The organism is Amycolatopsis sp. CA-230715 (assembly GCF_018736145.1).
GTDB lineage: Bacteria > Actinomycetota > Actinomycetes > Mycobacteriales > Pseudonocardiaceae > Amycolatopsis.
The window spans coordinates 5,372,425-5,383,597 of record NZ_CP059997.1 but is presented as its reverse complement, the minus strand read 5'-3'; the positions used below and the strand labels follow the sequence as shown (position 1 = coordinate 5,383,597).

11 protein-coding genes are annotated in these 11,173 nt (G+C 68.7%); 6 read left to right on the top strand and 5 right to left on the bottom strand.

Annotated elements, in window-relative coordinates:
• The first annotated feature begins 330 nt into the window (after positions 1–330).
• The 6 genes from HUW46_RS25995 to serC all read left to right on the top strand — a co-directional run bounded on the left by HUW46_RS25995 (position 331) and on the right by serC (position 5,997).
• Complete coding sequence (locus tag HUW46_RS25995) at positions 331–1,683, top strand: serine hydrolase domain-containing protein (RefSeq protein ID WP_215541428.1); 1,353 nt, start codon at positions 331–333, stop codon at positions 1,681–1,683.
• A gap of 119 nt (positions 1,684–1,802) precedes the next feature.
• Complete coding sequence (locus HUW46_RS25990) at positions 1,803–2,678, top strand: helix-turn-helix domain-containing protein (protein ID WP_215541427.1); 876 nt, start codon at positions 1,803–1,805, stop codon at positions 2,676–2,678.
• Positions 2,665–2,868, top strand: coding sequence for a DUF397 domain-containing protein (locus tag HUW46_RS25985; protein WP_215541426.1), 204 nt, complete (start codon positions 2,665–2,667; stop codon positions 2,866–2,868). The genes HUW46_RS25990 and HUW46_RS25985 overlap by 14 nt, the downstream gene beginning before the upstream one ends.
• Before the next feature lie 142 nt (positions 2,869–3,010).
• Positions 3,011–4,147 (top strand): agmatine deiminase family protein, encoded by a 1,137-nt coding sequence (locus HUW46_RS25980; protein WP_215541425.1) that lies wholly within the window; start codon positions 3,011–3,013, stop codon positions 4,145–4,147.
• A gap of 11 nt (positions 4,148–4,158) precedes the next feature.
• Positions 4,159–4,731, top strand: a complete 573-nt coding sequence (locus HUW46_RS25975) for a TetR/AcrR family transcriptional regulator (RefSeq protein ID WP_215541424.1) — start codon at positions 4,159–4,161, stop codon at positions 4,729–4,731.
• A gap of 138 nt (positions 4,732–4,869) precedes the next feature.
• Positions 4,870–5,997, top strand: a complete 1,128-nt coding sequence (serC, locus tag HUW46_RS25970; RefSeq protein ID WP_215541423.1) for a phosphoserine transaminase — start codon at positions 4,870–4,872, stop codon at positions 5,995–5,997.
• Between the two features lie 206 nt (positions 5,998–6,203).
• Here serC and HUW46_RS25965 read toward each other — a convergent pair whose 3' ends face one another.
• The 5 genes from HUW46_RS25965 to HUW46_RS25945 all read right to left on the bottom strand — a co-directional run bounded on the left by HUW46_RS25965 (position 6,204) and on the right by HUW46_RS25945 (position 11,049).
• A complete protein-coding gene (locus tag HUW46_RS25965) occupies positions 6,204–7,172 on the bottom strand; it encodes a hypothetical protein (RefSeq protein ID WP_215541422.1) in 969 nt (322 codons plus the stop codon).
• Positions 7,173–7,539: 367 nt separating this feature from the next.
• Positions 7,540–8,748, bottom strand: coding sequence for an ABC transporter permease (locus HUW46_RS25960; RefSeq protein WP_215541421.1), 1,209 nt, complete (start codon positions 8,746–8,748; stop codon positions 7,540–7,542).
• A complete protein-coding gene (locus HUW46_RS25955) occupies positions 8,745–9,437 on the bottom strand; it encodes an ABC transporter ATP-binding protein (protein ID WP_215541420.1) in 693 nt (230 codons plus the stop codon). Before HUW46_RS25955 ends, HUW46_RS25960 begins: the two co-directional genes overlap by 4 nt.
• Complete coding sequence (locus tag HUW46_RS25950) at positions 9,434–10,510, bottom strand: peptidoglycan-binding protein (protein ID WP_215541419.1); 1,077 nt, start codon at positions 10,508–10,510, stop codon at positions 9,434–9,436. The genes HUW46_RS25955 and HUW46_RS25950 overlap by 4 nt, the downstream gene beginning before the upstream one ends.
• Positions 10,507–11,049 (bottom strand): hypothetical protein, encoded by a 543-nt coding sequence (locus HUW46_RS25945; protein WP_215541418.1) that lies wholly within the window; start codon positions 11,047–11,049, stop codon positions 10,507–10,509. Before HUW46_RS25945 ends, HUW46_RS25950 begins: the two co-directional genes overlap by 4 nt.
• Between the last annotated feature and the right edge of the window lie 124 nt (positions 11,050–11,173).

Below are 11,173 nucleotides of genomic sequence, written 5' to 3'. Positions count from 1 at the left end.
GGTCGGGGCGTGTATGTCGCCGAAGGCTCCTCTTGGGGCGTTGAGCGTCACGATCCCGGCCCTCGCGGCTGCCGCGACCTGCGCGAGTCCCCGAAGGTGACCTTCGGGGCACTAGACGCCGCGAACTCGACCCCCGCACCGCAATCCCGCCACCTGCGCGGGCCCGCAGCAGGCCTTCGCGTGCCCCGAAAGTGACCTTCGGGAAATCCAGCGGCCCGAAAGCCACTTTCGGGGCACCAACCGTGAGAAAAGTGGCGCCAGGGTCCCCGAAGGCCACCTTCGGGGCACGCCGCCCGCCGACGCGAAGCCGCGGGAGGCAGAATGCGGGGCATGGAGGCTTCGACTGAAACCGCGCTCTTGCACCGCATCGCCACCGAGCAGGCGGGCAGCCGCGCGCCGTCGCTGGTGGCCGGGGTGGTCCGCGGCGGCGAACTGGTCTGGTCCGGTGCGCGCGGGTTCGTCGGCGGGCAGCGGCCGGGCGACGGCACGCAGTACCGGCTCGGCTCGATCACGAAGTCGATGGTCGCCGCGCTCGTGATGCGGCTGCGCGACGAGGGCAAGGTCGACCTCACCGACCCGCTCGAAAAGCACGTCGCGGGAACCGTGCTGGGGCACCTGACCGTCGCGCAGCTCCTCTCGCACACCAGCGGCATCACCGCCGAATCGCCGGGGACGTGGTGGGAGCGCGCGAAGGGCGGCGACTGGTCCGCGCTCGACACGAGCCTCACCGCGGCCGACCTGAAGCACCGCCCCGGAAGCCGCTTCCACTATTCGAACGTCGGCTACGGCGCGCTCGGCGAGCTGGTCGCGCGCCTGCGCGGCAAGAGCTGGTTCGACGCGCTGCGCGAGGAAATCCTGTTCCCCCTTGGCATGGACCGCACCGAGCCGCACCCCACCGGCGAGCACGCCGAAGGCTGGGCGGTGCACCCGTTCGCGGACGTGCTGCTGCCCGAGCCGCACCCGGACGCGGGTGCGATGGCACCGGCCGGTCAGCTCTGGGCGACCGTCCCGGACCTCGCGCGCTGGACCGCGTTCGTCGGCGGCGACACCGGCGAAGTGCTGCACCCGGACACCGTCGCCGAAATGCGCGCGCTCGCCACCGTCGACGACGCCGACACGTGGAACAGCGGTTTCGGGCTGGGCCTTCAGCTCATGCGCTTCAACGGCAGGCGGCTGGCCGGGCACAGCGGCTCGATGCCCGGTTTCCTCGCGACCGCGCTCATCGACGAAGTGACCGGGACCGGCGCGGTCGCGATGGCCAACTCGACCACGGGCGTCGGCATCGTGCGCCTCGCCATCGACCTGATCGACCTGGTGGAGCGCCTCGAACCCGCCCTGCCCGCGGAATGGCGACCGTCCGAAGTGGACCCGGCACTGCTCGCGCTGACCGGCCTGTGGCACTGGGGTGTCACGCCGTACCACCTGCGCGTGCTCGGCGACGGCAAACTGAACCTGGCCCCCGCCAACGGCGAAGGCCGCGCGTCGCGCTTCCGGCACCTCGAAGGCGACGACTGGCTCGGCCTCGACGGCTACTACGCGGGCGAAACCCTGCGCGTGGGGCGATCGGCGGACAGCACCCCGGTGCACCTGGACCTGAACACGTTCATCTTCAGCCGCACCCCGTACAACACCGACGCCCCGATCCCCGGCGGCGTTGACCCATCCGGGTGGCGCGCCGAGTAATTCGAAAGAGCTTTACAAGCGTCGAGAAAGAATTGAGACGCGGGCACGGGCTGCTTCTTTCCGGTGGCAGCACCGTGTTTCGCGCCGGAACCACCGCGTGGTCGCCTTAGCTTGGCGCCATGACCGACCACGAGACCACCGTGCGCAGCCGGGAACTCGGCGAAGCGCTTCGCGCCGCGTTGCAGAAAGCAGGACTGACCGGCAAGCAACTCGCGCACAAACTGGGCTGGTCGCCGAGCGAAGTCTCGCGGATGCTCAGCGGCAAGCGCACCGCACGGGAATCGGATGTGGCTGCCCTGCTGGGTTTCTGCGGTGTCGGTGGCAAGGAGCACGCACGCCTGATCGCGCTCTGCCGGGAAGCGAACCAGCCGGGCTGGTGGCAGCGCTACGGCTCGCACCTGCCGAAGCATCTCCGCACCTACCTGGACCACGAGGACAAAGCTGTGGCCGTTCAGGCATTCGCGGCTATCCTGGTCCCGGGCTCTCTACAAGTCGCGGACTACGCCCGCGCAGTGATCAAGAATGCGGTGAACGTTCCGGCCGATGAGGTCGAAGAGCGGGTCACCGCAAGGCTCGCCCGAGCGAGCATCTTCAGTAGGCCGCGCGCCGCGCACTTCACCTTCACCATGCCCGAATCCGTGCTCAGGCTTCCCATCGGCGGCAGGCAAGTGATGTCGGAACAGTTGCACCACCTGCTTCGCATATCTGTGCGGCCGAACGTCTCGCTGCGGATCATCCCGGCATCGGTCGGCGCGCATGCGGCGCTGGTCAGTTCGTTCATCTTCATGGAGTTCACCGACATCAGACCTGTTGTGCACATCGAGACCGATACATCGAGCCTATTTCTTGAAAACAAGGAGGAAACCGCCACCTATCGGCGGATCCTCACGAGTCTGGCGAAGACGGCATTGCCCGAGGCACAATCGAGGGACCTGATCAGCAGCTTGGCGGTCGAGCTGTACCAGGATCGAGAGGACCCCGATGAGCACGATTGAGCCAAGCGCAGTTGTTTGGCGAGCAAGCAGCCACAGCGGTGGAAACGGCGAGTGTGTCGAAGTGGGGACATCCCCGGTTGCAGTCCTGATCCGGGACACCAAGCAACGCGGCGGAGGCAGCCTCCGCATGGACTCTCGACCCTGGCGAGCCTTCTTGGCCGAACTCCGAGCGGACACTCCTACCCGGTAACTCGACCAACCTTCCCGAACGGCGTCACCCTCGACCACGTCCGGGCGATAGATTGCCCATCGGTTTGACTGAAAATTCAGTCAGGGTAGAGTTGGCGGCGACAGACAGTCACCAAGCTCGCCGCGAGGCGGAAGGAAACACCATGCGACGCCGTCGGTTCGTGCAACTGGGGACTCCCCTGTTTACTGGCGCGCTGGTCGCCGGGTGCCGCGGCGAAACCCCTGCCGACGACCGCGCCAGGCCCGCGCCACCCAGCGGCGGCCCCGCGCCGAAGCGCGTGATGCCCGAGGAGGGCCAGCCGCACGAGCGGACCTGGATGGCGTTCGGGGTCAGCGATCGGGTGTGGGAACCGGCCCAAGTCCCGGTGGCGCAGCGGAACCTCGCGACGATCGCGACGGCCATCGCGCGGTTCGAGCCGGTGTCGATGCTGGTGCGCCAAGACGAACTCGACCTGGCCCGCGGGCTCGTCGGTGACGCGAACGTCGAACTGGTCGCCGCCGAACTCGACGACCTGTGGATGCGCGACACCGGCCCGGTGTTCGTGCACAGCGGCAACGACACAGCCGGGGTCGACTTCAACTTCAACGGCTGGGGCGGGAAACAGGGACATCCCCGGGACGCGAAGGTCGCGGGGTTCGTCACCGCCCGCGCGGGCGCCGAGACCGTGCACACCGATCTCGTGCTCGAAGGCGGCGGCATCGAGGTCGACGGCGAAGGCACCGCCATCATCACCGAAAGCTGCGTGCTGAACGAAAACCGCAATCCAGGGAAGTCCAAAAAGGACGTTGAAGCGAAGCTCGCGGATCTGCTCGGGCTGAAGAAGATCATCTGGCTGCCCGGGATCGCGGGGCGCGACATCACCGACGGGCACACGGATTTCTACGCCCGCTTCGCCCGTCCGGGGATCGTAGTGGCGGGGCTCGACACCGACCCGCAGTCCTACGACCACGAAGTCACCGAACGGCACCTCGCCATCCTCAAAGCGGCGACCGACGCGAGCGGGCGCCCGCTGCGGGTGGAGGTGATCAAGGGGCCCGCCACGGTCCGCCCCGAGTTCGCGAGCGACGACTTCGCGGCCGGGTACATCAACTTCTACCTGTGCAACGGCGGCGTCATCGCACCGGAATTCGGTGACGCCGAAGGGGATTCGGCGGCGCGGGCCACTTTGGAGCGCCTGTTCCCCGACCGGGAGGTCGTGCAGCTGAACATCGACGGCATCGCCGCCGGTGGCGGCGGGATCCACTGCACCACCCAGCAGGAACCGGCCGGGAAACCGTAAGGTGGTCTTCCGTGTCCGACCGTCAGACCCAAATCCTCGAAGCCGCGGTGCGGGTGATCGCCAAGGACGGCGTGCGCGGCCTGCGGGTCGAGAAGCTCGCGGCCGAGGCCGAGGTGTCCACCGCGCTGATCTACTACCACTTCAAGGATCGCGCCGGTGTGCTGCGCCGCGCGCTCGAGCACGTCAACGACCGGGCGATCCGCTACACCGAGTTCTCCGCACCGGATCCTCGCACCCGGCTGGAGCAGATGCTCCGGCTCGAACTGCGGGACACCGCCGACGTCCGCGAAAACAGCATCGCCTGGGGTGAACTGCGCGCCAGCGCGGTGTTTTCCGAAGACCTGCGGGACCCGCTGCGCGCGAGCACCCGCGCGTGGTCCGAAGACATCGAGTCCCTCATCCGCGAGGCACAGGGCAGCGGGCACGCGAAACCGGATACGTCCCCGGTTGACGCGGCCGAGCGGCTCACCGCACTCGTGGAGGGGTTGAGCGAACGCTGGCTCAGCGGCTCGATCACGCTCAAGCGGGCACGGAAGCTGCTCGACGGCGCGATCATCGTCGAACTGGGCCCTCTCAACAAGTGAGAAATCGGGCATCCTGCCAGACTTTCCGGGACCACATCCTGGTCAAACCCGTGATGGCATCACGATTTCCGGTCCACTTGCTGAGACTCGGGCCACACCGGTGGGAGCCCGTCCGCCCAGGGCTGAGAGACTGACCACATGACCGACGCAGCTGAACTGACCATTCCCGCCGAACTCAAGCCGGCCGATGGCCGCTTCGGTTGCGGGCCGTCCAAGGTCCGCCCGGAGCAGCTGGCCGCCCTCGCCTCCAGCGGTGCCACCTACTTCGGCACCTCCCACCGGCAGAAGCCGGTCAAGTCGCTGGTCGGCCGGGTGCGTGCGGGTCTGTCCGAGCTGTTCTCCCTGCCCGAGGGCTACGAGGTCATCCTCGGCAACGGCGGCACCACCGCGTTCTGGGACGCGGCCGCGTTCGGTCTCGTGCGCGAGCGCGCGCAGCACTTCACCTACGGCGAGTTCTCGTCGAAGTTCGCCACCGTCACCAACGGCGCGCCGTTCCTCGCCGAATCGACCGTGGTGAAGGCGGAACCGGGGAGTGCCCCGGAAATCGCCTACCAGTCCGGCGCCGACCTGGTCGGCTGGGCGCACAACGAAACCTCGACCGGCGTCGCGGTGCCGGTGCGGCGCCCCGCGGGCAGCGACGGCGCGCTCGTCGCGATCGACGCCACCTCCGGCGCGGGCGGCCTGCCGGTCAAGGCCGAGGACTTCGACGTCTACTACTTCGCGCCGCAGAAGTCGTTCGCCTCCGACGGCGGCCTGTGGCTGGCGCTGGCCTCGCCCGCCGCCGTCGAGCGGATCGGCGAGATCGGCGAGAGCGACCGGTGGGTCCCGGAATTCCTTTCGCTGACCACCGCGCTGGACAACTCGCGCAAGGACCAGACCTACAACACCCCCGCGGTCGCGACGCTGCTCCTGCTCGCCGACCAGATCGAGTGGATCAACGGCAACGGCGGGCTCGACTGGGCGACCGGCCGCACCGCCGACTCGTCGAGCAGGCTCTACCAGTGGGCCGAAAAGACGAGCTACACCACGCCGTTCGTCACCGACCCCGCGCACCGCTCGCAGGTCGTCGGCACCATCGACTTCGCGGACGAGGTGGACGCCTCGGCTGTCGCGAAAGCCTTGCGCGCCAACGGGATCGTCGACACCGAGCCGTACCGGAAGCTCGGCAGGAACCAGCTGCGCGTCGGCATGTTCCCCGCCATCGACCCCGAGGACGTCACCGCGCTGACCCAGTGCATCGAATTCGTGGTCGACAAGCTTTCCTGACCCGCGCTCGCCGACGGCCGCCGCACTCCTGAAGGATGCGGCGGCCATTGTCGTTTGCCCCGAAGGCCTCCCTTGAGGAACTGGGCGCCGTGAACTCGGCCCTCGTAATGTGCGGCCGAGCGACGCTGCCGCCACGAGGGGAACCTGCGCGACGCTAGAGTCCCCCAAGGTGGCCTTCGGGACAGGGGAACGGCCTCGGAGGGCGGTCACCGAGTCGGCATCATCAGCCGCACGCGAGGGCGTGGCCGATCTGCGGCAGAGCGGTAAGCCGAGACCAATGCCGCGCGCACGGCGTCGGGCTTCTTGGTCAAGTGCGACGGAAGCGTTTGCACACAGGAGATCCCCGCCTTCGCGTAGCGCGTGTTCCGATCGATGGTGCGCGAATAACCGGACAACGAGAAGTGGAACTCGGCGGAGTCGATCTCCCATGCCAGGCCGACGTCGTCCCACCAGGCGTCCGGGCAACCGATGTAGTTCCCGTACTCATCATGAACGGGAACGTTCCAATGAGATGGTGGTGGCGAAAGGCCGTCGGCGATCTTCTTCGCCCTTGATTCCGCGACCGACCGCAGCGATCCCCACTCGGACAGCGCTTTGCGGGGAACAGCGGTACCTCGTTGCCCGCCGTTTTCCAGTTCCCAACCAAGTTCTTCGGCAGAGCAATGCCCCTGTTGCACCACTTCGCTCAGGAGCTGCCCAGCCGTCTCCGGATTCGTGATGCGACGAACCGCGTCCACCGTCGCACGAGGCAGTGGTGCCAGCGCCAAACTTCCCTGGAGGACGGGCACCGGAAGCCGCCGAGTCCGCTCGGTCACCACGAACTCGCTGCTTTTGATCTTGTGCTCGTGCGGGACCAGTACATGGACGTAGTTGAGCTGCGGCAGAACCCTCGGTCTTATGCCCTGCCGCAGGCACGCCTCGACCCCGGTCACCATCGCGGACGGGCCGGCGTACAGGAGCGCAGCGATCATTCGCTGTTCCTGCGTCGGCTCGCCGTTGCGAAGAAGCACGACACCGGGAAGCAAGCGCTGCCAGCGGTCGCCCGGTAGGCAGCGCCGGTAGATCGTCCTGCTGTGCATCCCCATCGAAACAAGTGTCGACACTTTGATGACACCCCTCTTCGATCGCGTTTCCAGCAATTCCGGATAGTCCGCCCAGCGGGCCCTCTTGGTCATGGAACCCAGCGTGACCAAACACCTTGCCCCGCCGCCACCCCCACCGAGCTCACCTGTGGACAACCCACCCCTTGTGGATAACCGCTGGCGCGGTCGATCCCTCGCGAGGGCCGAGTTGGTGGCGTTGGAGTCCCCGAAGGCCACCCTCGGGGCGTCTAGCGGCTCTGCATGCCCCGAAGGCCACCCTGGGGGACTCCAGCGCCGCGGAAGTTCCCCTCGCGGCCTCGGCATCGCTCCCGCGCATGCCGCGAGGGCCGAGTTCACGGCGCCCAGTTCCCCGAAGGTGGCCTTCGGGGCAAAAGGGAGTGGACAGGAGCCGCACGGCGAGAGAGCTGCGAGGCCCAGCGTCACCGGGAAGCGCGCGAAGTCAGGCCAACGCTTGGGTGGGGGCCAGGCGGGCGGCTCGGATCGCCGGGTAGGCACCGGCCAAAGCGCCCACCAGAGCCGAGATCACCACGCCGCCGATCAGCGCCAAGGGTGGCAGGATCGCGGGCCAGCCCTGGCTCAGCGCGTAACCAGTGGTCCCTAGCACGCCGATCAGGACGCCGCACGCGCCGCCGAGGCCGGAGAGCAGGACCGATTCGGCCAGGAACTGGCCCCGGATCTGCCGTTTCGTGGCACCGAGCGCGCGGCGCAGGCCGATTTCCTGGCGCCGTTCGAGCACCGAGATCACCATGGTGTTCGCCACCCCGACCGCGCCGACGAGCAGTGCGACCGCGCCGAGGCCGAGGAACAGCGCGTCGTAGGTGCTGCCGGACGCCTTCTGCGCTTCGAGCGCTTCCGACGGCTTGCGCACGTCGACCTCGTTCGGCGCCGCCGGGGCCAGCGTCTGCGCCAGCACCGAGCGCACACTGTCCACTTGGGACTCCGGCGCGCGCACGTACACCGTCGTCGGGTGCCCGTTGAAACCGAGGTAGCGCTTCGCGGCGTCCCAGCCGACGAGCACCGAGCGTTCGACCTCCTCCGCGAGCGGCATCGGGTCGAGGATGCCGCCGACGGTGAACCACTGGTTGCCGATCCACACCTGCCGCGGGTGCGCCGGGTCGACGTGGTCGATCCCGAGCCTGGCCGCGGCGACCGAACCCAGTACCGCCACCGGGAAGGCCTGGTTCGCCGTGTTCAAAAACGTGCCGCCGCGCGCTTTCCCGTCCAGCACACCGAGCAGGTCGGGGTTCGCCGCGTACACCACGAGCCCGGACGTCTCGGCCGCGGCGACCTTGTCGGTGCGCCGCACCGTGGCGTCGGTCTTCCCGAGCGCGGCGGCCCCGGTGACCGGCGCGATCCGCTTCGCCATCGGCACCGCGCTGTCCGGCAGGGTCGCGTCCTCGCCGAACATCGTCTGCCCCGGCCCTGCCGCGAGCAGGTTCGTGCCCATCGCGGCGAGCCGGTCGTGCAACGCCTGCGCGCCCGAAGCGGGAACCGCGAGCACGGCGACCATCGCGGCCACGCCGATCGCGATGCCGAGCGCGGACAGCACCGCGCGCAACGGCCTCGTCCGCATGCCGTGCGCGCCGAGCGCGAACAGGTCGCCGCCGCCGAGCCGCGCCGGTGAAGGAGGTGCTTCCAGGGTTTTCATGTCGCGACCGCCATCGGGTTCCCGGTGTCGAGCCGGAGCTGGCCGTCCAGCAGTTCCACCCGTCGCGGCACCCCCGCCGCAACACCGTGGTCGTGCGTGATGATCACGACCGTGGTGCCCGCCGCGCTCAGCTCGCCGAGCAGCTCCAGCACCGATTCCCCGTTGACGGTGTCGAGGTTCCCGGTCGGCTCGTCGGCGAGCAGGATCGGCGGCCGGTTCACCGTCGCCCTCGCGATCGCCACACGCTGGCGTTCCCCACCGGACAATTCGTTCGGCAGGTGCGAGGCCCGGTGCGCGAGCCCGACGCGGTCCAACGCCTCCAGCGCGCGTTTCCGCCGCTTCCGCCGCGACACACCGGCGTAGAGCAGGCCCATCGCGACGTTGTCGACAGCGGCGACCCCGTCGCTGAGGTAGAACCGCTGGAACACGAACCCGATCCACCGCGACCGCAGGGCGGACAGCGCCCTGTCCCCGAGTTCGGCCACGTCGTGCCCGCGCACCAGCACCTGCCCCGCGTCCGGCCGGTCCAAAGTGCCCATCAATTGGAGCAAAGTGGACTTCCCCGAGCCGGACGGTCCGACGATCGCCAGCATTTCTCCGTCCTCAATGGACAACGAGACTTCCTTGAGCGCGGTCACGTTCCCGCCGTAGGTACGAGACGCCTCCACCACTTCGAGCACCGGTGTCATGACGTGGTCACCACCGTCATGCCCTCGCGCACCCCCGCGCCGCTGACCTCCACCTTGCCTTCGGCGAACAGTCCGGTTTGGACGGGGACGAGGTGACGCTTGCCGCCTTCGTCGACCTCCAGCGCGTAACCGCCTTCGGCGAGCGCGAGCAGCGCGCCGACCGGAACGGTGAGCACCCCGTCCCGCTTGCCTTTGGTGAACCGCACGCTGACCGACGCCGAATCGAGCTGCCCGGCGGCCGCCGCGTCGTCCACGGTGATCTGGACTTCCACCTTCGGCTTCTTCTCCCCTGGCGTGCCCTCGCCCTCTCCCGGCACCGACGTGACCGACGTGATGGTGCCGGTGCTCGATCCCCCGCCGCTGACTTCGAGCCCGACCTTCGCGCCTTTCGTCGCCAGCGCCTGCTTTTCCTGGTCGAGCTGGACGGTGACCGCGCGCGTGGTGTCGGTGACCTTCATTAGCTCACTGCCCGCGGGCCCACCCGGCTGGGCGTCCACCTTGGACACGCGTACCGGTCCGGCTTGGACGATCACGTCACCGGAGCCGAACGCGCCGGTTTCGGGCAGCCCGTTCTTCTTCTGCCACTTCTTCAGCGCGGCCGCGGTCGCGGCGGTGAACTTCGCGTCCGGCTTGCCGAAACCGCCGTACCCGAGCGCTTTGAGGTTTTCCTCCAGTTCCTTCACATCCGGCCCGTCTTCCGCGCCTTCGGCGAGATCGCGGTAGAACGGCAGCGTCCCGTAGAACAGCGGCACCGGCTTGGCGTCCACTGTGTACACCGACTTTCCCCGCTCCAGCACCGCGCCCACCTCCGGCAAACCGGTTACGGTGCCCTGTTTCCGCCCCGACACCCCGCGCTCGGCGCCGTACCCGAGACGACCGTCCGCGGTTTCCTCTTCGGACAGGTTCCCCTTCGTCACGGTGGCCGTGGCGACCGGCGGCGGTGGCGCCTTGTCGCCTGCCGCGGCCTCCCCGCCGAGGCGGGTCAGGATCACCGCGGCGACCGTGCCGAGCACCACGACGACGACCGCGCCCGTGACGAACCAGCGGGCCCGCCGGTTGGTTCGTGCGCTCATTTCCCGGTCTTCCCCGCGACGCCGGGCGCACCCATGCCCATGCCGCACGCCTTGGCCGCGGCCTCCATCTTCGCCGGATCGTCGCCCGCCTTGCCCGCGACGCGCATGCCGGGTTTCTCGGGATCCGGATCCGGCATGTCGACACCGTGCTCACGCATGCACTTCGCCTGCTTGCGCATTTCGTCGAGTTCCTTGGCGTCCGGTTTCTTCATTTCACCGCCATTGGGCAGCAGTTTTCGGCACGCGTCGTCGGCCGCCTTCATCTTCCCCTCGTCACCGGCTTCGATCTTCAACGTCTGACCCTGACCGCCCGGCTGCGGATCCGGCATGTCGACGCCGTGCTCGCGCATGCACTTGGCGAAGGCGCGCCGCTTGTCCTCGTCGGTGCCGCCCTGGTTACCCGCGTTCTGGTCGCCCTGCCCCGCCGCGGGCGGCGACGAAACCGAAGCGACCTTGTCGCCGCCGTCGTCGTTCGAACAGCCAGCCAGCGCCACCACCGCGCCCGCGAGCCACACCCCTGCCATCAGCCTTACTCGCATCGCTTCCTCCTGTTTCGTATGTGTGCGGGCCCGGCCCCCGACGACCCGGGCCCGCTTGCCGGGGATTTCTACGGATCCGGTGGTCTCGGCGCGTTAAGCGAGTTCGCTTATGCCGCGCTTATCC

Coding starts and splice junctions, on each gene's coding strand:
- HUW46_RS25980 (WP_215541425.1), top strand. CDS start 3,011: ATGCGACGCCGTCGGTTCGTGCAACTGGGGACTCCCCTGTTTACTGGC.
- HUW46_RS25950 (WP_215541419.1), bottom strand. CDS start 10,510: ATGAGCGCACGAACCAACCGGCGGGCCCGCTGGTTCGTCACGGGCGCG.
- HUW46_RS25990 (WP_215541427.1), top strand. CDS start 1,803: ATGACCGACCACGAGACCACCGTGCGCAGCCGGGAACTCGGCGAAGCG.
- HUW46_RS25995 (WP_215541428.1), top strand. CDS start 331: ATGGAGGCTTCGACTGAAACCGCGCTCTTGCACCGCATCGCCACCGAG.
- HUW46_RS25945 (WP_215541418.1), bottom strand. CDS start 11,049: ATGCGAGTAAGGCTGATGGCAGGGGTGTGGCTCGCGGGCGCGGTGGTG.
- HUW46_RS25955 (WP_215541420.1), bottom strand. CDS start 9,437: ATGACACCGGTGCTCGAAGTGGTGGAGGCGTCTCGTACCTACGGCGGG.
- HUW46_RS25985 (WP_215541426.1), top strand. CDS start 2,665: ATGAGCACGATTGAGCCAAGCGCAGTTGTTTGGCGAGCAAGCAGCCAC.
- serC (WP_215541423.1), top strand. CDS start 4,870: ATGACCGACGCAGCTGAACTGACCATTCCCGCCGAACTCAAGCCGGCC.
- HUW46_RS25960 (WP_215541421.1), bottom strand. CDS start 8,748: ATGAAAACCCTGGAAGCACCTCCTTCACCGGCGCGGCTCGGCGGCGGC.
- HUW46_RS25965 (WP_215541422.1), bottom strand. CDS start 7,172: ATGACCAAGAGGGCCCGCTGGGCGGACTATCCGGAATTGCTGGAAACG.